23 protein-coding genes are annotated in these 22,182 nt (G+C 74.2%); 10 read left to right on the forward strand and 13 right to left on the reverse strand.

Annotated features, from left to right (window positions below):
* Positions 1-97 precede the first annotated feature (97 nt).
* Positions 98-907 (forward strand): LOG family protein, encoded by an 810-nt coding sequence (locus tag ACZ6Y7_RS14030; protein ID WP_402219147.1) that lies wholly within the window; start codon positions 98-100, stop codon positions 905-907.
* A gap of 65 nt (positions 908-972) precedes the next feature.
* On the opposite strand, the gene folP is transcribed toward ACZ6Y7_RS14030, so the two are convergent.
* Complete coding sequence (gene folP / locus ACZ6Y7_RS14035; RefSeq protein ID WP_465758384.1) at positions 973-1,785, reverse strand: dihydropteroate synthase; 813 nt, start codon at positions 1,783-1,785, stop codon at positions 973-975.
* 181 nt (positions 1,786-1,966) lie between these two features.
* Here folP and ACZ6Y7_RS14040 point away from each other — a divergent pair, with 181 nt between their 5' ends.
* Together ACZ6Y7_RS14040 and ACZ6Y7_RS14045 are read left to right on the forward strand one after the other, a co-directional pair.
* Complete coding sequence (locus tag ACZ6Y7_RS14040; protein WP_465758154.1) at positions 1,967-2,467, forward strand: DivIVA domain-containing protein; 501 nt, start codon at positions 1,967-1,969, stop codon at positions 2,465-2,467.
* Positions 2,464-3,090, forward strand: coding sequence for a DNA-3-methyladenine glycosylase I (locus ACZ6Y7_RS14045; protein WP_465758155.1), 627 nt, complete (start codon positions 2,464-2,466; stop codon positions 3,088-3,090). Before ACZ6Y7_RS14040 ends, ACZ6Y7_RS14045 begins: the two co-directional genes overlap by 4 nt.
* Here ACZ6Y7_RS14045 and ACZ6Y7_RS14050 read toward each other — a convergent pair.
* On the reverse strand, positions 3,087-3,887 hold the full coding sequence (locus tag ACZ6Y7_RS14050) for an enoyl-CoA hydratase-related protein (protein ID WP_465758156.1): 801 nt from the start codon (positions 3,885-3,887) through the stop codon (positions 3,087-3,089). The genes ACZ6Y7_RS14045 and ACZ6Y7_RS14050 overlap by 4 nt on opposite strands.
* Before the next feature lie 299 nt (positions 3,888-4,186).
* On the opposite strand from ACZ6Y7_RS14050, the gene ACZ6Y7_RS14055 reads away from it, so the two are divergent.
* Positions 4,187-4,354 (forward strand): DUF3117 domain-containing protein, encoded by a 168-nt coding sequence (locus tag ACZ6Y7_RS14055; RefSeq protein ID WP_014137929.1) that lies wholly within the window; start codon positions 4,187-4,189, stop codon positions 4,352-4,354.
* Positions 4,355-4,462: 108 nt separating this feature from the next.
* On the opposite strand, the gene ACZ6Y7_RS14060 is transcribed toward ACZ6Y7_RS14055, so the two are convergent.
* Positions 4,463-5,101, reverse strand: coding sequence for an O-methyltransferase (locus ACZ6Y7_RS14060; RefSeq protein WP_465758385.1), 639 nt, complete (start codon positions 5,099-5,101; stop codon positions 4,463-4,465).
* 287 nt (positions 5,102-5,388) lie between these two features.
* Between ACZ6Y7_RS14060 and sigE the strand changes: the two genes are divergently transcribed.
* From sigE to ACZ6Y7_RS14080, 4 genes are all read left to right on the forward strand, one after another.
* Positions 5,389-6,120, forward strand: a complete 732-nt coding sequence (gene sigE, locus ACZ6Y7_RS14065) for an RNA polymerase sigma factor SigE (protein ID WP_465758386.1) — start codon at positions 5,389-5,391, stop codon at positions 6,118-6,120.
* Entirely contained in the window at positions 6,117-7,142 is a 1,026-nt protein-coding gene (locus ACZ6Y7_RS14070) for a zf-HC2 domain-containing protein (RefSeq protein WP_465758157.1), read from the forward strand. The genes sigE and ACZ6Y7_RS14070 overlap by 4 nt, the downstream gene beginning before the upstream one ends.
* A 170-nt stretch (positions 7,143-7,312) precedes the next feature.
* Entirely contained in the window at positions 7,313-7,747 is a 435-nt protein-coding gene (locus tag ACZ6Y7_RS14075) for a sec-independent translocase (RefSeq protein ID WP_465758158.1), read from the forward strand.
* A 223-nt stretch (positions 7,748-7,970) separates the two neighbouring features.
* Positions 7,971-8,639, forward strand: coding sequence for a hypothetical protein (locus ACZ6Y7_RS14080; RefSeq protein WP_465758159.1), 669 nt, complete (start codon positions 7,971-7,973; stop codon positions 8,637-8,639).
* Positions 8,640-8,739: 100 nt separating this feature from the next.
* On the opposite strand, the gene ACZ6Y7_RS14085 is transcribed toward ACZ6Y7_RS14080, so the two are convergent.
* From ACZ6Y7_RS14085 to ACZ6Y7_RS14100, 4 genes are all read right to left on the reverse strand, one after another.
* Positions 8,740-9,900 carry an Mrp/NBP35 family ATP-binding protein gene (locus ACZ6Y7_RS14085; RefSeq protein WP_396532441.1) on the reverse strand — a complete coding sequence of 387 codons (1,161 nt, stop codon included), beginning with the start codon at positions 9,898-9,900 and terminating at the stop codon, positions 8,740-8,742.
* Positions 9,901-9,956: 56 nt separating this feature from the next.
* Entirely contained in the window at positions 9,957-10,532 is a 576-nt protein-coding gene (locus ACZ6Y7_RS14090) for a DUF1003 domain-containing protein (protein ID WP_465758387.1), read from the reverse strand.
* Between the two features lie 49 nt (positions 10,533-10,581).
* Entirely contained in the window at positions 10,582-11,874 is a 1,293-nt protein-coding gene (locus ACZ6Y7_RS14095) for a magnesium transporter MgtE N-terminal domain-containing protein (RefSeq protein WP_465758160.1), read from the reverse strand.
* Between the two features lie 129 nt (positions 11,875-12,003).
* Positions 12,004-12,543: a hypothetical protein gene (locus ACZ6Y7_RS14100; protein WP_465758161.1), complete on the reverse strand. Its 540-nt coding sequence runs from the start codon at positions 12,541-12,543 to the stop codon at positions 12,004-12,006.
* Positions 12,544-12,684: 141 nt separating this feature from the next.
* Here ACZ6Y7_RS14100 and ACZ6Y7_RS14105 point away from each other — a divergent pair, with 141 nt between their 5' ends.
* Entirely contained in the window at positions 12,685-13,620 is a 936-nt protein-coding gene (locus ACZ6Y7_RS14105; RefSeq protein ID WP_465758162.1) for a DMT family transporter, read from the forward strand.
* A 3-nt stretch (positions 13,621-13,623) separates the two neighbouring features.
* Here the strand turns inward: ACZ6Y7_RS14105 and corA are convergent, their stop codons facing one another.
* Positions 13,624-14,745, reverse strand: a complete 1,122-nt coding sequence (corA, locus tag ACZ6Y7_RS14110; RefSeq protein WP_465758163.1) for a magnesium/cobalt transporter CorA — start codon at positions 14,743-14,745, stop codon at positions 13,624-13,626.
* Between the two features lie 426 nt (positions 14,746-15,171).
* On the opposite strand from corA, the gene ACZ6Y7_RS14115 reads away from it, so the two are divergent.
* Entirely contained in the window at positions 15,172-15,813 is a 642-nt protein-coding gene (locus ACZ6Y7_RS14115; RefSeq protein ID WP_465758164.1) for a suppressor of fused domain protein, read from the forward strand.
* Between the two features lie 174 nt (positions 15,814-15,987).
* Here the strand turns inward: ACZ6Y7_RS14115 and ACZ6Y7_RS14120 are convergent, their stop codons facing one another.
* The 5 genes from ACZ6Y7_RS14120 to ACZ6Y7_RS14140 form a co-directional block, all read right to left on the reverse strand.
* On the reverse strand, positions 15,988-16,848 hold the full coding sequence (locus ACZ6Y7_RS14120; RefSeq protein WP_465758165.1) for a PHP domain-containing protein: 861 nt from the start codon (positions 16,846-16,848) through the stop codon (positions 15,988-15,990).
* A 56-nt stretch (positions 16,849-16,904) separates the two neighbouring features.
* A complete protein-coding gene (locus ACZ6Y7_RS14125) occupies positions 16,905-17,543 on the reverse strand; it encodes a DUF6758 family protein (protein ID WP_391553644.1) in 639 nt (212 codons plus the stop codon).
* A 305-nt stretch (positions 17,544-17,848) separates the two neighbouring features.
* Positions 17,849-18,007, reverse strand: coding sequence for a hypothetical protein (locus ACZ6Y7_RS14130; protein ID WP_157849739.1), 159 nt, complete (start codon positions 18,005-18,007; stop codon positions 17,849-17,851).
* A 402-nt stretch (positions 18,008-18,409) separates the two neighbouring features.
* Positions 18,410-19,285 (reverse strand): alpha/beta fold hydrolase, encoded by an 876-nt coding sequence (locus ACZ6Y7_RS14135; protein WP_465758166.1) that lies wholly within the window; start codon positions 19,283-19,285, stop codon positions 18,410-18,412.
* Between the two features lie 255 nt (positions 19,286-19,540).
* Positions 19,541-21,583 carry a DEAD/DEAH box helicase gene (locus tag ACZ6Y7_RS14140; protein WP_465758167.1) on the reverse strand — a complete coding sequence of 681 codons (2,043 nt, stop codon included), beginning with the start codon at positions 21,581-21,583 and terminating at the stop codon, positions 19,541-19,543.
* Positions 21,584-22,182: the final 599 nt, after the last annotated feature.

Consider the following 22,182-nt stretch of genomic DNA (forward strand, 5'->3'; position numbering starts at 1 on the left):
CGCTGATCCGATCAGCGGTCGAACGCCACCTTCCGGTTGCCCAACCGACCTTCCCCTGTTGCCTGAAAACGGGGGAAGGCGGGCGTAGGGTTTCGTCATGACAGGCACAGGAGACGAAAAGCACTACGGACACGGCCCCGAGCAGGTCGGCGTGCCGCGGAAGAAGAAGGCCTGGCCCGAGAAGCAGAAGGGCCCGGTGCTGGTGCGCCGGGACCAGGTCGGCACGAGCACCACGGACCAGCGCCTGCTGGACACCACCGGCCCCACCGACTGGCTGCACACCGATCCGTGGCGGGTGCTGCGGATCACCTCCGAGTTCGTCGAGGGCTTCGGCGCCCTCGCCGAACTCCCGCCCGCGATCAGCGTCTTCGGCTCCGCCCGGACCCCGGCCGACTCACCCGAGTACGAGGCGGGCATGGCCATCGGACGAGCCCTCGCCGAGGCCGGCTACGCGGTGATCACCGGCGGCGGTCCGGGCGCCATGGAGGCCGCCAACCGCGGCGCCTCCGAGGCCGGCGGCCTCAGCGTCGGGCTCGGCATCGAGCTGCCCTTCGAACAGGGCCTCAACGAGTACGTCGACCTCGGACTGAACTTCCGTTACTTCTTCGTCCGCAAGACGATGTTCGTGAAGTACGCGCAGGGCTTCGTGGTCCTGCCCGGCGGCCTCGGCACCCTGGACGAGCTGTTCGAGGCGCTCACCCTGGTGCAGACGAAGAAGGTCACCCGCTTCCCGGTGATCCTCTACGGCACGGCGTACTGGGGCGGCCTCTTCGAGTGGCTGAAGAACACCCTGGTCGCGCAGGGCAAGGCGGCCCCGCACGACCTGGAGCTCTTCCACATCACCGACGAGGTCGACGAGGTCATGAAGATCCTCGCCGACACCCGCCGGCCCGCCGACGAGATCTGACGGGATCCGGCGCGAGCGAGCCGAAGGGCCGCGCCGGGCGCCGGCGAAGGCCGGCGCCGCGGCCCCTAGGCCAGCCCCCGGCGGGCGACCGCCGGGGGGCGGGTCCCCCGGATCGAGGCGACCATGTCCAGCACCTGGCGGGTCTCCGCGACCTGGTGCGCCCGGTAGATCCGGGCGCCCAGCCAGGCCGAGACCGCCGTGGTGGCCAGGGTGCCGAGCAGCCGCTCGTCCACCGGCTTGTCCAGGGTCTCGCCGACGAAGTCCTTGTTGGAGAGCGAGACCAGCACCGGGAAGCCGGTCGCGGTCATCTCCGGCAGCCGCCGGGTCGCCTCCAGCGAGTGCCGGGTGTTCTTGCCGAAGTCGTGCCCCGGGTCGATGATCACCGCGTCGCGCCGCACGCCCAGCTCCACCGCGCGCTCGGCCAGGCCCACGGTCACCCGCAGGATGTCCGCCATCACGTCCTCGTACCCGACCCGGTGCGGGCGGGTGCGGGGCTCGGCGCCCCCCGCGTGGGTGCAGACCAGCCCGACGTCGTGGCGGGCGGCCACCTCGGCCAGCTTCGGGTCGACCCCGCCCCAGGCGTCGTTCAGCAGGTCCGCGCCGGCCGCGCAGACCGCCTCGCCGACCTCGTGCCGCCAGGTGTCCACGCTGATCACCGCGTCGGGGTGGCGCTTGCGCAGCTCGGCGACGAAGGGCACGGTGCGCCGCAGCTCCTCCTCGACCGTGACCTCGTCGCCCGGCCCGGCCTTCACCCCGCCGATGTCCAGGATCGCCGCGCCCTCGGCCACCGCCCGGTCGGCGGCGGCGAACGCGGCCTCGTCGGCGAAGGTCGCCCCCTTGTCGAAGAACGAGTCCGGCGTGCGGTTGACGATCGCCATGATCACCAGCTCGTCGTCACCGAATTCCCGCGGTCCCAGGCGCAGTGCCACCGATGTCTCCTCCAGAGCTCCTACGGGTGCGATGATGGCCCCCGGCCTCACCAGGGGACCATGCTGTCATGATCAGTCTGGTTCCCCGGCACCTCGACCGAGGCCGACCGGGAGTTCGGGAGGACAGCTCGTGTTCTGGGTGATCGTGGTCGCCATGGCCGTGGTGGTCGGCGGCGCCGCCCTGGTGGCGCTCGGCGGGGGCGGCTCGATGCCGGAGGCGGTCCCGGACCGCATCGCGGCGCGGCTCCCGCAGGACCGCCCGCTGGGCAAGGCGGACGTGGACGAGCTGCGACTGCCGATGGCCCTGCGCGGCTACCGGATGGACGAGGTGGACGACGTCCTGGACCGCCTCGGCGCCGAGCTCGCCTACCGCGACGCGCGGATCGCCGAGCTGGAGGCCGTCGCCCACCTGCGCGGCGCCGTCGAGGCGACCAACGGCCCCGACCCGGCGGCCGAACCCCTGCCCGGCCTGGAGCAGTTCGCCAAGGTCGTCGAGCCGGCCGTCGCCCTCACCAAGCCGCAGACCGGGCCGCAGACCGGGCCGCGGACCGCGGAGCCGGCCCAGGCCCCCGCCACGGCCGACGCCCCCGCGCCGGCGCCCGAGGACGCGAAGCCGGGGACGGAGCAGTGACCGGACCGGTCGACGGCTCGGTGCTCGGCGCGGACGGGCTGCTCCGCTGCGCCTGGGGCGACTCCACCGACGACTACCGCGTCTACCACGACACCGAGTGGGGCCGCCCGGTGCACGGCGACGACGCCCTGTTCGAGCGGGTCTGCCTGGAGGCCTTCCAGTCCGGCCTGTCCTGGCTGACGATCCTGCGCCGCCGCGAGGGCTTCCGGGCCGCGTTCGCCGGTTTCCGGATCGCCGAGGTCGCCGAGTTCGGCGAGGCCGACAAGGAGCGGCTGCTGGCCGACCCCGGCATCATCCGCAACCGGGCCAAGATCGAGGCGGCGATCGCCAACGCCCGGGTCGCCCGTGGCCTGGAGGGCGGCCTGGACGCACTGATCTGGGGGTTCGCCCCCGAGCCGGGCGGGCCGGCCCCCCGCCGGATGAGCGAGGTGCCGGCCGTCACGCCCGAGTCGACGGCGCTGGCGAAGGCGCTGAAGAAGGCGGGCTTCCGCTTCGTCGGCCCGACCACCGCCTACGCCCTGATGCAGGCCTGCGGGCTGGTGGACGACCACCTGGCGGACTGCCACGTCCGCACGGCCGGGGGCCGACCCCCGGCCGAGGAGCGCGGACTGAGCGCAGGCTAGCGGCCGACGTACTTCGGCTTCTCCTTGGCGATGAAGGCGCGCACCGCGATCCGGTGGTCCTCGCTCTCCCCCGCCAGGGTCTGCAGCTCGTCCTCCTTGTCGAGGAGTTCGGACAGCGAGTGCGAAGCGCCGTACGCCAGCGACTCCTTGATGGCGCCGTAGGCGACCGTCGGGCCCTCGGCCAGCTCGCGGGCGAAGACCCGTGCGGTGGCGGCGAGTTCCTCGGCCGGCACCACCTTGGTGGCCAGGCCCAGCTCCATCGCCTCGGTGGCCTTGACCGTCCGGGGCAGCATCAGCAGCTCGGTGGCCTTGGCGTGCCCGACCAGGCGCGGCAGCGTCCAGGAGGCGCCCGAGTCGGCGGTCAGGCCGATGCCGGCGAAGGCGGTGTTGAAGCCGGCCCGGTCGGACAGGATCCGGAAGTCGCAGGCGAAGGCGAGCGAGGCGCCCGCGCCGGCGGCCACCCCGCCGACTGCGGCGACGGTCGGCTTGCGCATCCCGGCCAGCGCCCGGGTCAGCGGGTTGTAGTGCTCGGCGACGGTCCGCAGCGCGCCCTCGCCGGTCTCCTCGGCGTGCTTCAGCATCGCCAGGTGCTCGTTCAGGTCCTGCCCGACGCAGAACGCGCGCTCGCCCGCCCCGGTGAGCAGCACCGCCCGGACGGCCGGGTCCTCGGCCGCGGCGGTCACGGTGTCGCGCAGCGCGACCTTGGTGGCGACGTCGAGGGCGTTCATCGCCTCCGGGCGGTTGATGGTGATGACGGCCAGGCCGCCGTCGAGTTCGTACAGCACGGAATCGGACATGGGCGAGGGCTCCCCGGTGATCGTCGTGGTGTCGGTGTCGTGTGCCAGGATGCCGGAGCACGCGGTGGCCTGGGGAGTGTGAGGTATCGCACCTTCCGGCCGTGTCCGCGCCGCCGCCACGCCGGGGCTTATGACGTGAATTGCGGCGGTTGGGGGCGGTCCGGCCGAGGTTGCACCGAGAGTGATGTTGGTCATCAGCCCGTGGCATGCGGGATAATGGCTTCCGATCAATGCGTTCGATACCGGCGGTGGACGGACTTCCGGTGCGTAGCTGAGCGGTTGCAGGAAGGGGAACGAGCATGGCGGCCATGAAGCCGCGGACGGGTGACGGCCCGCTCGAGGTCACCAAAGAGGGACGGGGCATCATCATGCGCGTTCCGCTCGAAGGCGGTGGACGCCTTGTGGTGGAGCTCACGCCCGACGAGGCCGACGCGCTCGGCGAGGCCCTGAAGAAGGCCTGCGGCTGACCGCAGCGGGTGCTCGCCATCTCCTGGAGATGCGCTGCCGGGCCCGGGTACGACGTCATGTCGGCCCGGGTCCGCTCGTTTTCCGGCGGGCTGCGCGGCCGGGCCGGGTCAGGCCTGGCGTTTGACGGCGCAGAGCAGCCCGTCCGAGACCGGCAGCAGCGCCGGCAGCAGCAAGTCGCTCTCCCGTACGTCCCGGACCAGGTCCCGCACCGCGCCGGTCTGCGGGTCCTGCAGGTCCGGTTCGGCCAGCCGGCCCTCCTGGAAGACCCCCTCGAAGCAGACCATCCCGCCCGGCCGCAGCAGTCGCAGCGACTCCAGCAGGTACTCCCGCGACTCGGCCGGATCGCCGTCGCAGAACACCAGGTCGTACTGGCCGTCGGCGAGCCTGGGCAGCACCTCCAGTGCCCGGCCGGGTATGAACCGGGACCGGTTGGCCGCGAACCCGGCCGCCTGGTAGGCCTCGCGGGCCAGTTGCTGGCGCACCGGCTCGGAGTCGACCGTGGTGAGCACGCCGTCCGGTCGCATCCCGCGCAGCAGGTAGACCCCGGACACCCCGGTGCCGGTGCCGATCTCGGCGACCGCCTTGGCGTCCAGCGCGGCCGCCAGCAGCCGCAGGCAGGCCCCGCCGCTCGGCCCGATCGCGCGTATGCCGGTCCGCGCGGACTGCGCCCGGGCGTAGGTCAGCACCGCGTCCTCGCCCACGTAGGTGTCGGCGAGGGCCGCGCGCGCGGGCCCGAACTCGCTGATGGCTGCCTCTTTCGGAGCCCCGGGTGGCGGCCCGGTGCCGGGGGATGTCGATATTTCCTGGCACAGATTACTGGCCGGGCGGGAACCGCGTACGGCGGCGGGCCGTTGTCATGGCGGACCGGGCGCGCAGACCTCCCGGGCACTTTTATCCGGGCTTGACGGGTGAGGTGGATATGGTGGTGGCCCTGCTGGGCAGAAGAGCCGACCGAGGAGGTGTGGCCGAGGGCGACGTCCCCGTGCGGCGGCACTTCCGCGGCACCGCGTCGGCCCGTACGCCGAAGCCCGTGATGAACCAGCCTGCGCACTCCGACCTGGACCAGCCCGCCGCCGAAACGCCGGCCGCCGGTACCACCGAGGCCCCCGCCCTCGCGACCTTCACCGAGGGCCCCGACGCGCAGACCTGGACTCCGCCCTCCTGGGAGGAGATCGTCGAGGCGCACAGCGCCCGCGTCTACCGCCTCGCCTACCGCCTGACGGGCAACCAGCACGACGCCGAGGACCTCACCCAGGAGGTCTTCGTCCGGGTGTTCCGTTCGCTGTCCACCTACACCCCCGGCACGTTCGAGGGCTGGCTGCACCGGATCACCACCAACCTCTTCCTGGACATGGTCCGCCGCCGCCAGCGCATCCGCTTCGACGCGCTGGGCGAGGACGCGGCCGAGCGGCTCGCCTCCCGCGAGCCCAGCCCGGCGCAGCACTTCAGCGACACCCACTTCGACGCCGACGTGCAGCAGGCCCTGGACACCCTCGCCCCGGAGTTCCGCGCGGCCGTGGTGCTCTGCGACATCGAGGGCCTGTCGTACGAGGAGATCGCCGCCACGCTGGGCGTCAAGCTCGGCACCGTCCGCAGCCGCATCCACCGCGGCCGCTCGCACCTGCGCGCCGCGCTCAAGCACCGTGCCCCCGGCCAGGCCCCCGGCCGTGAGCGCCGCGGCGGCTCGGAGGAGCCGGTGCCGGTCGGCGTCGGCCCGGTCGAGGCCGCGGTCGCGCCCGGTGGGCGCGGACGGAGGCGACCGTGAGCGGAACCAGCCGGTCCGGCTCGGACCGGCCGGACGCGTCCGGCCGGTCCCTGAACCGGCGGAGCTGGGCGCTGCCGGGTCGTCGTGGTACGGACGAACCCGGTGAGCCCGTGCTGCCCGCGCTGGCGCTGCCCGCCGACACGGCCCTGCACCCGCTGCCCGTACGGCCCGTCGAACCCGCCGTCGAGGAGCACCACCTCGGCGAGCGCCTCTCCGCCTTCCTGGACGGCGAGCTCGGGCACGATTCGCGCGAGCGCGTCCAGGCGCACCTGGCGACCTGTCCGCAGTGCCTCGCCGAGGCCGACGAGGGCCGCGCCGTCAAGCACCTGCTGACCCGGACGGGCACGCCCGGCCCGTCCGCCGGGTTGATGGCCCGGCTGATGGCCGTCGGCAACCTCCCCGAGGACGGCCCGGGGGACGGCGACTGGCCGCCCGGCCGCGGCCACCACGATGACGACGACGACCTGCCCGGTGGCGGGGTCGCCGCCACCGGCACGCTCGGCGGCAGCCGGCTCGACGGCGGCTCCTTCGGCCGCGGCGCCGGTGCCTCCTTCGGCGCGGGCGCGCTCGGCGCGGGTGCCCCGGTGCCCGGGGTCGACCCGCGCGCCTTCGGCCGCGGCGCGGTGCTGCGGCCGCTGATGGGCCGGCGCACCGCGCGTCCCGAGCCCGCCGCCGCACCGGACCGCGCCGCCCGTCCGCAGCCGTCCGCGGCCGCCCTCCGCTCCTCCGCGCGCGGCCGCCGCCTGGTCTTCGCCGCCGCGGGCGCCTTCTCCGTGGCCGCGGTCACGCTCGGCGGCGTCGGCGGGCTCTCCGCGCAGGGCGAGGGCGGCCACGGTACGACCGTCAGCCCGGCCGGCGGCACCACCGGCACCGGCCGCGGTGGCGGCCTCGTCCCGATGACCGCGCAGATCCCGGTGGACTTCCCCGGCCGCCCGGTCGCGGCGACCCGCGACGCGTCCCCGCCGTCCTCCCCGGAGCGTTACCCCGGCGGCGTCGCCGCCCTGCGCCAGCAGACCCGCTAGAGCGGCGCCGGAGCGGCGTCGTAGCGGCACCGGACGGTCCCTCGCGCCCGGAACGCGGCGGCCTCGGCCATCGGCAGGTCTTTACCACGGCTTCATCGCAGCGTGGAGCAGGGACTCGCCGGTGGCCATTACCCTGTAGGAACCGTCGTCCGACGAGCTAGGGAGCAAAGGTGTTCAGCGACGTAGGCGGGCTGGAGATCCTGACCCTGGTCGTCATGGCGATCATCATCTTCGGCCCGGACAAGCTCCCGAAGCTGATCCAGGACACCATGGGCTTCATCCGGAAGATCCGTTCCTTCGCTGACAACGCGAAGGAGGACATCCGCAACGAGCTGGGCCCGGAGTTCCAGGACTTCGAGTTCGAGGACCTCAACCCCAAGAACTTCGTGCGCAAGCAGCTCATGGGCGGCCAGGAGGACCCGCTGGGCCTCAAGGACATGAAGGACACCCTCGACATCCGCTCCGTCCTGGACGACAAGCCCGCGGCGCCGGTGAACGGCCGCAGCGGCAGCGTCAGCTTCGACAAGGCCGCCCCGGCGCCCGCCTCCGCCGGCGCTCCGCTGGCGCCCGGCGAGCGGCCGCCGTTCGACCCCGACGCCACCTGACCCGTACGCCGGCGGCGCGCTCCGTCGGCACGCCACCGCCCCGCCCGGCCGCCCGGCTGAGCGGGGCGGTGGTGCGTGCGCCGCTATTGTGCTGATTGTTCCCGCTGAGCCGTCCGTCACATTCCACGCCGTCGTGGACCAGGAACGGCCCCCGGGAACGCCGCGGTACGCCACCATGGGAGCGCGCCACGGCAGGCACACGTGCGTTTGAGGAGGCCCGGGGATGGACACGACGAGTCAGGCGGGAGGGGCGACGGCCACGGCCGGCGGCCCGGTGGTCGGCGGACAGGCCGGCCCGGCGGACCCGCTGGTGCCCTACCTCGCGGCCGACTTCCCCTGGTACGGGCTGGACGAGGGGTGGAGCGGCCGCCGCTACCTGATGCAGGCCGGCGCGGGCAGCCGCGCCCCGGGCAGCGTCGACTACGGCTCGCTCGGCCACGGCGACGAGCCCGCCAAGCAGTACGAGCCGCGCGACATGCGGAAGTTCGCGGCCGTGGTCACCGTCGCCCGCCGCGACAGCCGCCGCAGCTCCGACAACACCGGCACCCTGGAGGCGACCAGCGCCTCCTCCGCCGCCTGGCTGGCCGGCTCCGGCCTGCTCGCCGCGACCTGGCCCGGCCAACTGGACCGCGCCCTGCGCCAGGACTGGCTGGACCAGCAGAGCAGCCTCGCCTGGGACCTCGCCGACGACCTGGCCGGCCCGGGCTGGTCCACCCTCAGCCTGCCGGTCAACGGCCTGCCGCAGCCCTTCCGCTACCGCGAGTCCGAGTACGGCTGGGTGCTGGCCGGCGAGGCCCCGGGCGTGCTGCTCGGCGCCTACGGACGCGGCGTCAGCGCCTACGGCGTCGGCTTCTCCACCATCCCGGACCTCTCGGCCTACACCCGTCCGTAGCGGCCGCGAACACGGCAGGGGCCGGCAGTGCGAACACCGCCGGCCCCCGACTCGCCCCCTCGCCGATCCCGTGGGCTCGGGGCGGGGGTCGACCACCGCCTCAGAACTTGTTCTTGGGCGTCAGACCGAGCGACATCCCGGACAGGCCGCGCTGGCGGCCGCCGAGCTTGCCGGCCACCGCGCGCAGGGCGGCGCCGGCCGGGGAGTCGGGCGCGGCGAGCACGACCGGGCGGCCGTCGTCGCCGCCCTCGCGCAGCCGCACGTCGATCGGGATCGAGCCGAGCACCGGGACGGTCGCGCCGACGGTGCGGGTGAGGGCGTCCGCGACGGTCTGGCCGCCGCCGGTGCCGAAGACGTCGATCATCTCGTCGCAGTGCGGGCACGGCATGCCGGACATGTTCTCGATCACGCCGACGATCTTCTGGTGGGTCTGCACCGCGATCGTGCCGGCCCGCTCGGCCACCTCCGCGGCGGCCATCTGCGGGGTGGTGACGATCAGGATCTCCGCGTTGGGGACCAGCTGGGCCACCGAGATCGCGATGTCGCCGGTGCCGGGCGGCAGGTCCAGCAGCAGCACGTCCAGGTCGCCCCACCAGACGTCGGCGAGGAACTGCTGGAGCGCGCGGTGCAGCATCGGGCCGCGCCAGACCACCGGGGCGTTGCCCGGGGTGAACATGCCGATCGAGATGACCTTCACGCCGTTCGCCTGCGGCGGCATGATCATGTCCTGGACCTGGGTCGGCCGGCCCTCGACGCCCAGCATGCGCGGCACGCTGTGGCCGTAGATGTCGGCGTCCACGACGGCGACCTTCAGGCCGTCCGCGGCCATCGCGGCCGCCAGGTTGACCGTCACCGAGGACTTGCCGACGCCGCCCTTGCCGGAGGCGACCGCGTAGACGCGGGTCAGCGTGCCCGGCTTGGCGAACGGGATCTCCCGCTCGGGGGCGCCGCCGCGCAGCAGCTGGGAGAGCTCCTTGCGCTGCTCGTCGCTCATCACGTCGAGCTCGACCTCGACGCCGGTGACTCCGGCGACCTTGCCGACCGCCTCACGGACCCGGGTGACGATGGTGTCGCGCATCGGGCAGCCGGAGACCGTCAGGTAGACCGCGACGCGCACCGCGCCGCCCTCGGCGATCTCGACCGATTTCACCATGCCGATCTCGGTGATCGGACGGTTGATCTCCGGGTCGTTGACGGTCGCCAGCGCCTGGCGTACGGAGTCCTCCGTGACGCCGGCCGCGACCTCTGTCTCGTTGGCCATGCCTTGATGGTACGGCGCCGACGGATGCCCTTAACCCGCCGGTAGCGTGCCGCCGGTCACAGCGACTCGGTGGTCTCCCGGCGCTCCTCGATCTCCCGCAGCAGCGACTGCAGTTCGGAGCGGATGAAGTCGCGGGTGGCGACCTCGCCGAGCCCGTGCCGCAGGGCCGCGACCTCGCGGGTCAGGTACTCGGTGTCCGCGATGTTGCGGTCGCTGCGGGCCCGGTCCTGCTCCATGTTGACGCGGTCCCGGTTGTCCTGGCGGTTCTGCGCGAGCAGGATCAGCGGCGCCGCGTACGAGGCCTGCAGCGACAGCGCCAGGGTCAGGAAGATGAACGGGTACTCGTCGAAGCGCACGGTCGCCGGCAGCAGGGTGTTCCACCCTATCCAGACGACCACCACCACCGTCATCCAGACGATGAACCGCCCGGTGCCGAGGAAGCGAGCGATCCGTTCGGAGAGGACGCCGAAGGCCTCCGGGTCGTAGGAGGGCAGCGAGAGCAGGCCGGGGCGGGCGGTGCGCGGCTGGTCGAGCCGGGCACGGCCGGTGCCGGAGATCGGGGAGGTCTCCGGCCGGCGTTCGCGGGCGCCCTCGCGGGTGCGCAGTTCGCGCAGCCGGCGCAGCTGCCGCAGTTCGCCCTGCAGACGCCGGCGTGCGGAGTCGTCCGGCCGGCCGTTGCGGTCACCGTCCACCGGTCACCCCTTCCCAGTCGTCGTGCCGGGTGTCGTCGTGCAGTGCGGCGTCGCGCCAGTCGTCCGGCAGCAGGTGGTCGAGCACGTCGTCGACGGTCACCGTGCCGAGCAGGTGGTCGGCCTCGTCCACGACCGGCGCGGCGACCAGGTTGTAGGTCGCCAGGTAGCTGGTGATCAACGACAGCGGGGTGTCCGGCGGCAGCGGGTCCAGGTCGTCGTCGACCAGCGAGCCGACCAGGACGTACGGGGGCTCGCGCAGCAGCCGCTGGAAGTGCACGGTGCCCAGGTAGCGGCCGGTCGGGGTCTCGCTCGGCGGGCGGCAGACGAAGACCTGCGCGGCGAGCGCCGGCTTGTGGTCGCTGACCCGGACCCGGGCCAGCGCCTCGGCGACCGTGGCGTCCGGCTCCAGGACGATCGGCTCGGTGGTCATCAGACCGCCGGCGGTGTCCTCCTCGTAGGTGAGCAGGCGGCGCACCGGCGCGGCCTCGTCCGGCTCCATCAGCTGGAGGAGCCGCTCGGCCTCCTCGCCGGGCAGCTCGGAGAGCAGGTCGGCGGCGTCGTCCGGGTCCATCGCCTCCAGGACGTCGGCGGCGCGCTCCTCCTTCAGCTTGCCGATGATCTCGACCTGGTCGTCCTCGGGCAGCTCCTCCAGGACGTCGGCCAGCCGCTCGTCGTCCAGCGCGGCGGCCACCTCGGCCCGGCGCTTGGCGGAGAGGTGGTGCAGCATGCTGGCGAGGTCGGCGGGGCGGAGCTGGTCGAAGGTGGCGAGCAGGTTGGCGGCGCCCTGGTCCTGCTCGGGCAGCGCGAAGCCGGTGACGTCCTGCCAGTCCAGGGTGAGCCGCTCGCCCTTGCCCTTGCGCAGCCGTCCGGCCCGGCCGACCTGGACGAAGACCTTGCTGATCTCCCACTCGCGCAGCCGGGTCTGCACCATGCCGACGTCCAGCACGGTGACCTCCTCACCGGTCTTGGACCAGGTGACGGTGCGGTCCAGCAGTTCGGCGAGCACCAGGGTCTCGGAGGGGCGCTGCTCGAAGCGGCGCAGGTTGATCACGCCGGTGGTGAGCACCTGGCCGGACTCCAGGCTGGTCACCCTGGTCATCGGCAGGAAGATCCGGCGCCGTCCGACCACCTCGACCACCAGGCCGAGCACGCGCGGCGGGCGCCCGCCGAGGCGCAGCGAGACGACCACGTCCCGGACCCGGCCGACCTGGTCGCCGTTCGGGTCGAAGACCGCGATGGCGGACAGATGGGAGATGAAGACCCGGGTGCCTGGCCCTGCCATGGACTCCCTCGACTCGCTCGACGCCGTACGGGGTGCGCCGGGGCGCACTCGCGGCCAAATCTACCCGTGAGCGCGGGGCCCGGCCCGACGAGGCACGGTAGTGGGCGGAGGCGTCCTGGGCGTGAACCTTTAACGGCGCTTGAACAGCAGTTTGGGCAGGCCGGCCGGGATCGGGCGGCGGGTGGTGGCCGGGGTGGGCATCGGTGCGGCGGCGTGCGAACCGTCCGGCATCGCACCCGGGCGCTCGGTGAGCGCGCCGGCGGGCTCCAGCCGCAGCACCCGGCACTCGCGGGCCCAGCGCTCGGTGATCGCGTCGGTGTCGGGCGCGTTCAGCCGCTTGCCCTTGAGCTCCTCGACCGCGCCCAGCCAGGCCTCGCCGCCGGGCGCTAGTTCGACCACCCGGGTGTTCCAGCCGGTCAGCCGGCCGCCCTTGTCCTTGCTGCGGACGGTCACCACGGCCGCGGTCCCGGCCGCCAGACCGTGCAGCGGCTGCTCGCCGCCCTCGCCGACCACCACGACCGCGCCGTCGTGCCAGGCGTGCCACAGCGGGCGGGCCTGCTCCTGGCCGTCCGCGCGCACCCAGAGCAGCCCGGACTTCTTCGCGGCCTCCTCCAGCAGGGCCTGGTCGAGGAAGGCGTCGGCGGTCGGGGCGGCGGGCGTACGGTCCATGGCCGACAGCGTACGGGTTTCCGGCGGTTTCCCGCCCGCCCCGTCCACACGATGTCTCAGCCTCCGGGCGACAGTTCCATTGTGGCGCCACGGGCCTTACGGTATGACCGCCCCACCCATCGCGACCAGCAGAGGAGCGCCGTGCCCGCCGCCCGGCCCGCGACCGCCCCCGCCCCCGCTCCCGCGACCGCCGTCGGACCGCGGCCGACGCACCCGCTCCCCACCCTCGACCTGCTGCTGCTCGCCGTCTCGATCGGCGGCATCTCGCTGTCCGGTCCGCTGATCAGCGCCACCGCCGCGCCCGCGCTGGCGATCGCCTTCTGGCGCAACGTCATGTCGGTCGGCGTCCTCGGTCCGTACGCGCTGCTGCGCCACCGCGCCGAGCTGCGCGGGATCGGCCGGCGGGCGCTGCTGCTGGCGGTCGCGGCCGGGGCGCTGCTCGGTGTCCACTTCGCGCTCTGGATGCCCAGTCTGCGGATGACCTCGGTGGCCTCCGCCACCGCTCTGGTCACCACCACCCCGCTGTGGACCATCCTGCTGATGCGGCTGATGGGCGTCCGGGCGCCCCGGGCGGTCTGGCTGGGCACGGGCGTGGCGTTCGCCGGCGTACTGGTGCTGACCGGGGTCGACCTCTCGCTCTCCCCGCGCGCGCTGCTCGGCGACGCGCTCGCCCTCGGCGCCGGGCTGGCCGCGGCCGGGTACATGCTGCTGGGCGCCGAGGTCCGCAAGACCGTCAGCACCACCGCGTACACCCTGGTCTGCTACGCCACCACGGCGGTGGTCCTGCTCGGGATCTGCCTGGTCGCCGGGACGCCGATGACCGGGTGGCCGGCCGGGGTGTGGTGGCAGATCGTGCTGCTGATGGTCGCCGCCCAGCTGCTCGGCCACTCGCTGAGCAACCGGGTGGTGCGCAACCTCGGCCCGTCGATCACCTCCACCGCGATCCTGCTGGAGACCCCGGGGGCGGCGCTGATCGCGGCCCTCTGGCTGGGCCAGTGGCCCCCGGCGGCCGCCTACCCGGCGGTGGTGCTGATCCTGCTCGGGCTGGTGCTGGTCGCCCGCGGCGGGCGCCGGTAGCGCTCAGAGCCAGCCGTTGCGGCGGAAGCCCCGGTACATCCCGACGCAGATCAGCACGATCGCGCCGAGCACCATCGGATAGCCGTACTTGTGGTGCAGCTCGGGCATGTACTCGAAGTTCATGCCGTAGACGCCGGTGATCATGGTGGGTACCGCGAAGATCGCCGCCCAGGCGGTGATCTTGCGCATGTCCTCGTTCTGGGCCACCGAGACCTGCGCCAGGTTGGCCTGCAGCAGCGAGTTCAGCAGCTCGTCGAAGCCGTGCACCTGCTCCGCGACCCGGGCCAGGTGGTCGGCGACGTCCCGGAAGTACTTCTGGATGTCCGGGTCCACCAGGCGCTGCAGCGGCTCGGACAGCTGCTGCATCGGGCGCAGCAGCGGCACCACGGCGCGCTTGAACTCCAGCACCTCGCGCTTGAGTTGGTAGACGCGGCCGACGTCGGCGCTGCGGCCGCCCTTGGCCGAGAAGACGCCGTACTCGATCTCGTCCACGTCGTTCTGCAGCCGCTCGGCGACCAGCAGGTAGTTGTCCACGACGTGGTCGGCGATCGCGTGCAGCACCGCCGCCGGGCCCTTGGCGAGCAGTCCGGCCTCGTCCGCGTCGGCCTCCAGGCGGTGGCGCAGCTCCTGCAGCGAGCCGTGGCCGCCGTGCCGGACGGTGATCACGAAGTCCCGCCCGGCGAACACCATCAGCTCGCCGGTGTCCACCACCTCGCTGGTGGGCGTGAGCTGGTCGTGCTCGACGTAGCGGATGGTCTTGAAGACGGCGAACAGCACGTCGTCGTAGCGCTCCACCTTGGGCCGCTGGTGCGCGTGCACCGCGTCCTCGACCGCGAGCGGGTGCAGGCCGAAGCGCTGGGCGATCCCCTCGAACTCGGCCTCGGTCGGCTCGTGCAGCCCGATCCAGCTGAACGATCCGGCACCGTCCGGGAGTTGCTGCTCGGCCTTGACCCGGCGGGCGGCCTCGCGCGGGCTGCAGGCCTCGCCCTTGCGCTTGCCGTGCTGGTAGACCGCGCAGTCCACGACCGCCGAGGAGGCGTCCTCGGTCAGGACGTCGTACACCCCGGCCGCGCCGCGACGGCGGTTGGTGCGGACGGCGGCACGCAGGCTGTTGATCATCGACATGGCAGGCTCCCAGGGGCAGGGAGCCGTCGCAATACGGCGGATGAAGAAACGTTCGGCCGCGGTACGACGGCGAAGAACACCGGTGAAGGGGGGGATGAAAGTGCTCTCCCGGCCGGTCCGTCCGCCGTGGGGCCTGCGCCCGGGCTACCGCGGCTGGTTCAGCCGACGGGGCCTGCGAGGCGCGGGGTACGGGGAAGTCGGGGCCGGGCAGAGCTGCCGGTACTGCATGGTCGGCCGGTATCCACCGCAACCACCTCCTTCGCGCCGCCGCCCCGAGACGGAAGCATCCCGGTGGCCAGTCGCTCACCCTAACATCTGACCGGCCATCGACGGCGAGGGGTTCCCAAGGCTTTACGGCCCCTTGACGAGTCGCTGCCCGGCCGCCCGCCCACGGCCCGCGCCCCGCGGCGGGTTACGCTCACCGGCATGGCCCACGACTTCCCGCTCTTCGGCGACCCCCACGGCGGCAGCTCCCCGGAGCTCTCCCGGGAGGCGGTGCTGGCCGCCGTCGAGGCCCGGCTGATCTCCACCTTCGGCGAACCGAGCGGCCGCGCCGCGGTCACCTTCCTCGGCACCGACCGGATCGAGGTGCTGCGCTTCGGGCCGGACGCCGAGGGCCTGGTGCGCTACGCGACGCTCGGCATGGCCGCCGCTCCGATGGCCGACCCGACCGCCATGGTCGCCGACCAGCTGCGCGGCCCGCGCGCCGAACTGGTGCTGACCGTCCGCGGCGGGCACGACAGCGTGCTGCGCAGCCTGGCCACCTTCGCCGCGACCCCGCAGGTCGAGGGACTGGTGGTGGCCCCGGGCGGCTCGCTGGACCTGGGCGCCCCGCTCTGGGACGGCGCGCCCTTCACCTCGGTGCTGGCCGCCGAGCCGGGCGGCCTGGTCGAGGACCTCGAACTGGCCGAGCCGGCCGAGCCGGTCCGCTTCCTGCCACTGCTGCCGATGACGCCCAACGAGGCCGGCTGGAAGCGGGTGCACGGCGCGGCCGCGCTCCAGGAACGCTGGCTGAACCAGGGCACCGACCTGCGCGACCCGCAGCGCCGGAGCGTCCGGCTGGACTGACGACCGCTCAGCCGGAGCCTGTGCGGGGCCGGGTCGTGCCCGAGCGCGCTCCGAGCGGTGTCCGGGCGAGCCCCGGCGGACCGGTTTCGCGCCCTTCCGGCTCCGCCGGGGCGTGCGGGCCGTGACCGCTCGCCCGCGCCGCGCCCCGCGCGCCGGAGTGCGGCGGTCCGGGCCTCAGCGCTCGATCGGCTTCGCGCCGGTCGCCTGCGCCAGCAGCGCCTCGTACACCGCCGGATCGGTGGTGTGCTCGCCGAGCCGGACGGTCTTGCGGGTGCCGTGGTAGTCACTGGAGCCGGTGACCAGCAGGCCGAGCTCGCCGGCCAGTCCGCGCAGCCGGGCCCTGGTCTCCTCGTCGTGGTCGGTGTGGTCGACCTCCAGGGCGGCCAGTCCGGCCGCCGCGAGTTCGGCGATCACCCCGTCCGGCACGGTCCGCCCGCGCTTGACCGCGCCCGGATGCGCGAAGACCGGCACCCCGCCGGCCGCCCGCACCAGCCGGACCGCCTCGATCGGGTCGGTCTCGTGCTTGCGGACGTCCGCCCGGCCGCCGTTGGCCAGCCACTCGGCGGTGAAGGCGTCCGAGACGGTGGCCACCACGCCCGCTTCGACCAGGGCGCTGGCGATGTGCGGCCGCCCGACCGAGCCGGCGCCCGCGATCCGCTGCACCTGCTCCCAGCTGATGTCCGCGCCGAGCTCCCGGCAGCGTTCGACGACCGCCCGCCCGCGCCGGAAGCGGTCGGTGCGCACCAGCTCCCGTTCGGCCGCGAACCGCGGCTCCTCGGGGTCGAACAGGTACGCCAGCAGGTGCATGCTCACGTCGTCCACGACGCAGGACAGCTCCGCGCCCGGGACGACGGTCAGCCGGGCGCCGTCGGGCAGCGCGTGCACCGCCCGGGCGGCCTCGGCGTGGCCGGCCACCGTGTCGTGGTCGGTGAGCGCCACGACGTCGAGGCCCGCGGCGACGGCCGCGGCGACCAGCTCGGCCGGGCTGTCGGTGCCGTCGGAGGCGTTGCTGTGGGCGTGCAGGTCGATGCGCACGGGTCGGCTCCTCGGGGCTCGTGGGTGCCGCCCAGGATAGGCCGTCGGGGTGGCGGTCAGCCGAGCAGCCGGGGCGAGAGCGCCCCGCAGGGCAGCAGGTCCAGCTCGGCGCCGGCCTCGCGCAGATCGGTGAGCACCAGTTCGTCGTACATCACCAGCGCGGACTGCTCCGGCCAGGCGATCGCCCAGAGCCACAGCCCGCGGGCCTCGCCGACGAACACCGCGCGGTCGGCCGGGGCGTCCGGGACGTGGAACATCGGGGTGGGCCGCCCGGCGGCCATCAACTTGGCGTCGGCGGGCTTGTAGAGGCCGACGGAGTCGCCCGGGTCCGGCCCGGGGAGCCCGGCGTAGCGGGCGCCGAGGCCGACCCCCAACTCTTCGGCGACCAGCACCAGCTCGCCGAAGCCGCCGAGCGGCGCCGGGCCGGAGCAGGCGACGGCGGTCGCCCGGGCACCGGAGACGTCGTCGCCGACGTGGGCGATGCCGGTGTAGAGCCAGCCGACCGGGAGCGGCCAGGGCAGCCAGACGGGGACCTGGGAACGGGCGACGGCGACGCCGAGGGCCTCGACGCTCGGGGGCAGCACGGGCTGCATCGGGTGCACGGCTCCGTGCCGGTCGCACTGCCAGGTGTCTGAGAACAGACCGGGGGCGCGGACCCGACCGGCGCACCTCGGGCAGCTTGGCTCGCCCCTCATAGCCGACAACGCTCCTCCCTCCGGCCCCGCCGCGTCAAGGACGATCACCCGTACGGAGGGCTCGGCGGTACCTGTCGGTGGCGGACGCCCGGCCGACTCCGGATGGGCGCGGCGCGGGGGTTCCCGTTGGGGCATGTCCCGTGACGGGCGGCGGCAAACGTCGGGAGCCGACCCCGGACGCACTGACGCCCCGTCATCGGCGATCGCGGTGACGGGGCGTCAGTCGGGTATCGGAACGTCCGGATCGGGCGATCCCGGCTCGTCGGCGGCGGGTGAGGGCTCCCGGTCGGAGCCGCCGCGCGGGGTCAGACGGTCGGGCACGGCCGGATGAGCAGGCGTTCGCCGGTGCGGGCGGCGGCCTGGACGTGCTCACGCACGGTCGCGGCGTCGGCGATCAGGCGGTCGGTGGCGGAGCCGTTGGCGTCGTCCAGTCGGACGATCTCGAAGCGCATGGTCTTCGTCATGGGCGTCTCCTTTCCTTGCCCCGCGGAGCGGGGCTCTTGCGGCTGAGTCGGTATCAGCCCTTTCGGGGTCCTGCGGGACCGGCGAAGCGGCCGGAGCGGGCGGGTCGTACGTGCGGCGGTCTGCTGCGGCAAGGGCTCCCCCTGCTTGCCTGGTGCGTCCAGTGCCTCGTGAACCACGGTGTCGTGGCGGTGCTACCGGGCCGTTGCCCGTCCGTGAAGTCCAGGTTTCGGGTGATGTGCATCGGCGTCGAGGCCGACGATGATTCCCGGACAGAATCAAAGATTACCGTAACTAACGACTTTTGTCCCGCGGTGGAGCCGCCGAATGTTCCAGAAGTGGTACAGACCACTCCACGGTGACGTGCGGTGAGCAGGGCAGGTCGGGCCCGTGGCGGTGCCGGCTCAGGCCCAGAAGGCGGCCAGGGCCTCGGCGGTGGCGGCCGGCTGCTCGGCGTTGGGGGAGTGGCCGGCATCCGCGACCACCACCCGGTGGGCCCCCAGGCGCTCGGCCATCGCGGTCTGCTCCGGGACCGGCCAGGCGTAGTCCCGCACCCCGGAGAGCACCAGCACCGGCAGCCCGGCGGTGGCGGCGGCCAGCTCGGCCACCCGGTCCGGCGCGGCGATCAGGTGGCCTCCGGTGACGGACAGCGACTGCGGCACGTTGGCCAGCCAGCGGCGGTGCAGGAACTCGGCGACCTCCGGCTCCAGGTGCGGCACCGGCTGCCCGCTGTCGGCCTCCATCTGCCGCATGACCTGCCAGATCTCCTCCAGGCTCATCGCCTGCAGCGCGTCCAGCAGCAGTTTGGTGCGGGCCGCCTCGGCCGGGTCGATCGCGCCCGGCCCGGTGGACATCAGGGTCAGCGACCGCCACGGCAGCGGGCCCTGCGCGGCCGCGGCGAGCACCGCCTCGCGCGCCACCTGGCCGCCGAAGGAGTGCCCCACCAGGTGCAGCGGGCCGCCGTCCGCCGCCAGCGCCCCGGTGAGCGCCCGGACGTCCTCGCCCAGCTCGCCCACGGCGTACGCGGCCGGATCGTCCGTCCCGCCGGTCTCGTTCTGCCCCCGCTGGTCCACGGCGGTCACCCGGTACCCGGCCGCCGCCAGCGGTTCGAGCAGCCCGATGAAGTCCTCCTTGCTGCCCGTGAAGCCGGGCACCAGCAGCGCCGATCCGCGCACCGGCCCGGCCGGCTCCGCCCGCAGCGCCGCGAACTCCCCGCGGCCGGTCACCACCCGCTCGGCCCGCGCACACCCGGGCAAGCTCAGAAACGGCGGCGTGCTCATGGGCGGTGCTCCCTGCTCTGCTGCGTGCGACTCCCGGACGCCCCCGAGCTTAGGCCCTGTCCGGCGGCTCTCGCCGGGCGCGCGACACCGGGCATCCCGCCTCGACGCACGCGCGAAGCGTCCAGGTACGCCCGGTGCGAGGCCGACTCGGCGCACGCCCTGCCGGGCGCGGCCCGCGGTGGTGGGGCGGGAACGCCCGAGGGGGCGGGCCGGGCCGGGTGGCCTGGTCCGCCCCCTCGGAGGGTGCGCCGTCGGTCAGCTCTCCGGGGTCGCCTCGACGGGCGCGGCGGCCTTGCGGGTGCGGGTGCGCTTGCGCGGGGCCGGGACCTCGGAGGCGGCCTCGGCGGCCGGGGCCGGCGGGGCGGTCTCGGCGGTGGCCGCGGCCTTGCGGGTGCGCTTGCGCGGGGCGGGCTTCTCCTCGGCGGGGGCCTCGGAGACGACCGCCTCGGCGGCCTCGGCCGGGGCCTCGGCGGCCTCCGCCTTCGGCTTGCGCGTCCGGGTGCGGGCGGGCTTCTCCGCCACCGGTGCCTCGGCGGCGGCCTCGACCGCCTCCAAGGCCTCGGCCTTCGGCTTGCGGGTGCGCTTGCGCGGGGCGGGCTTCTCCTCGGCGGGGGCCTCGGAGACGACCGCCTCGGCGGCCTCGGCGGGGGCCTCGACGGCCTCCGCCTTCGGCTTGCGCGTCCGGGTGCGGGTCCGGGTGGCGGGCTTCTCCTCCGCCGGGGCCTGAGCGACGACGGTCTCGGCGACGGCAGCGGCCTCGGCGACCACCGCGGCCTCGGCGACGGCAGCGGCCTCGGCGACCACCGCGGCTTCGACGGCCGCAGCGGCCTCGCCCGCGGCGCCACCGCGCGAGCGGCGGCGGCGACGGCGCGGCGCGGCCTCGCCCTCGGTGCCCTCAACGGCCGGAGCCGGAGCCGCGGCGGCCTCGGTCACGGTCGCGGTGGCCTCGCCCTCGCCGACCGCCGAACCCCGACGGGTGCGGCGGCGCTCACGGGTGCGGCGCGGCTTCTGCTCCTCGGCCTCGGCCGGTGCGGCGGCCGGACGGCCCGGGCCGCCCTGTCCGGCGCGACCGCGGCCGGAACGGCCGGCGCGGCTGCCGCGTCCGCCGGTCTCGCCGAGGTCCTCGACCTCCTCCGCGCCGAGCCCCGCCCGGGTCCGCTCGGAGCGCGGCAGGACACCCTTGGTGCCCGGCGCGATCTTCAGCAGCTCGTACAGGTGCGGCGACGTGGAGTAGGTCTCCTCCGGGTCGTTGAACGGCAGGTCCAGCGCCTTGTTGATCAGCTGCCAGCGCGGGATGTCGTCCCAGTCGACCAGGGTGACGGCGGTGCCGGAGGCGCCGGCCCGGCCGGTGCGGCCGATCCGGTGCAGGTAGGTCTTCTCGTCCTCGGGGCACTGGTAGTTGATGACGTGCGTGACGCCCTCGACGTCGATGCCGCGGGCGGCGACGTCGGTGCAGACCAGCACGTCGACCTTGCCGTTGCGGAAGGCCCGCAGGGCCTGCTCGCGGGCGCCCTGGCCGAGGTCGCCGTGGACGGCGCCGGCCGCGAAGCCGCGCTGGGTCAGCTGGTCGGAGACGTCGGCGGCGGTGCGCTTGGTGCGGCAGAAGATCATCGCCAGCCCGCGGCCCTCGGCCTGCAGGATGCGCGAGACCATCTCGACCTTGTCCAGCGAGTGGGCGCGGAAGATGTGCTGCTCGATGTTGGCGACGGTGGTGCCGGTGTCGTCCGGGGCGGTGGCCCGGATGTGGGTCGGCTGGCTCATGTACCGGCGGGCGAGGCTGATGACCTGGCCCGGCATGGTGGCCGAGAACAGCAGGGTCTGCCGCTTGGCCGGCAGCATGGTGATGATCTTCTCGACGTCCGGCAGGAAGCCGAGGTCGAGCATCTCGTCGGCCTCGTCCAGGACCAGCGCGCGGACCTGGGACAGGTTCAGCTTCTTCTGGCCGGCCAGGTCGAGCAGTCGGCCCGGGGTGCCGACCACGATGTCGACGCCCTTGGTGAGCGCCTCGACCTGCGGCTCGTACGCCCGGCCGCCGTAGACGGCGAGGACGCGCACGTCGCGGACCTTGCCGGCGGTCTGCAGGTCGTTGGTGACCTGGGTGCAGAGCTCGCGGGTCGGGACGACGATCAGCGCCTGCGGGAAGTCGGTGAGCTGCTCCTCGGTGGCCCGGCCGGCGTCCACGTCGGCGCGCACGACGACCCGCTCGATCAGCGGGAGGCCGAAGCCGAGGGTCTTGCCGGTGCCGGTCTTGGCCTGGCCGATGACGTCGTGGCCGGTCAGCGCGACCGGGAGGGTCATCTCCTGGATGGGGAAGGGGTGGACGATGCCGACGGCTTCGAGGGCCTCGGCGGTCTCCGGGAGGATCCCCAGGTCCCGGAAGGTCGTCTTGATGGGTTCAGCGGTGGTGGACAGGGTGCTGCCTCTTCCGTGTGGAGGGGCCGAGAGCGAGCGGCGGGCGGGCAGCCGCGCGGCTGCGTACGGGCCTGGGCGGCCCTGATACAGCTGCGCGGACGCACAACCGCGCCGGTCCCTGCGGCCGGCCGGTGCGCGCGGCCCGGTGCGGGGCGCGTCGCCGGCGGCGTCGGGGAGGATTCCCGTGAGGGACCTGCGCGGGACCTTCGCCAGGGGGCGCGGTCTCGGCGGCCCTCGCTCGGCCACTGATGCGGTGCCAAGGCTTGAAGTCCAAGCCATGGTCGGAGCCGATCGGCTCTCCGACCGGGCATCCGCGTACGTGAGTACCCGTGCCTCCGGTGCGGACGCGTCCGGCTGGACGGTGCCGCTTCGGAGCGGGCTTGCGCGGGGTACCGAGACGGCGGTGACACCGTGCAAGCACGACGGGGCTCCGTACCACCATACAGTCAGGCGACGACTCGAACACGTGACGCGTCTGACATTGC

Source organism: Kitasatospora sp. NPDC053308 (assembly GCF_055585785.1).

Coding starts and splice junctions, on each gene's coding strand:
- ACZ6Y7_RS14100 (WP_465758161.1), bottom strand. CDS start 12,543: ATGGACCGTACGCCCGCCGCCCCGACCGCCGACGCCTTCCTCGACCAG.
- ACZ6Y7_RS14030 (WP_402219147.1), top strand. CDS start 98: ATGACAGGCACAGGAGACGAAAAGCACTACGGACACGGCCCCGAGCAG.
- corA (WP_465758163.1), bottom strand. CDS start 14,745: ATGTCGATGATCAACAGCCTGCGTGCCGCCGTCCGCACCAACCGCCGT.
- folP (WP_465758384.1), bottom strand. CDS start 1,785: ATGGCGATCGTCAACCGCACGCCGGACTCGTTCTTCGACAAGGGGGCG.
- ACZ6Y7_RS14055 (WP_014137929.1), top strand. CDS start 4,187: ATGGCGGCCATGAAGCCGCGGACGGGTGACGGCCCGCTCGAGGTCACC.
- ACZ6Y7_RS14130 (WP_157849739.1), bottom strand. CDS start 18,007: ATGACGAAGACCATGCGCTTCGAGATCGTCCGACTGGACGACGCCAAC.
- ACZ6Y7_RS14095 (WP_465758160.1), bottom strand. CDS start 11,874: ATGGCAGGGCCAGGCACCCGGGTCTTCATCTCCCATCTGTCCGCCATC.
- ACZ6Y7_RS14135 (WP_465758166.1), bottom strand. CDS start 19,285: ATGAGCACGCCGCCGTTTCTGAGCTTGCCCGGGTGTGCGCGGGCCGAG.
- ACZ6Y7_RS14085 (WP_396532441.1), bottom strand. CDS start 9,900: ATGGCCAACGAGACAGAGGTCGCGGCCGGCGTCACGGAGGACTCCGTA.
- ACZ6Y7_RS14125 (WP_391553644.1), bottom strand. CDS start 17,543: ATGAGGGGCGAGCCAAGCTGCCCGAGGTGCGCCGGTCGGGTCCGCGCC.
- ACZ6Y7_RS14140 (WP_465758167.1), bottom strand. CDS start 21,583: ATGACCCTCCCGGTCGCGCTGACCGGCCACGACGTCATCGGCCAGGCC.
- ACZ6Y7_RS14050 (WP_465758156.1), bottom strand. CDS start 3,887: ATGTCCGATTCCGTGCTGTACGAACTCGACGGCGGCCTGGCCGTCATC.
- ACZ6Y7_RS14115 (WP_465758164.1), top strand. CDS start 15,172: ATGGCCCACGACTTCCCGCTCTTCGGCGACCCCCACGGCGGCAGCTCC.
- ACZ6Y7_RS14080 (WP_465758159.1), top strand. CDS start 7,971: ATGGACACGACGAGTCAGGCGGGAGGGGCGACGGCCACGGCCGGCGGC.
- sigE (WP_465758386.1), top strand. CDS start 5,389: ATGAACCAGCCTGCGCACTCCGACCTGGACCAGCCCGCCGCCGAAACG.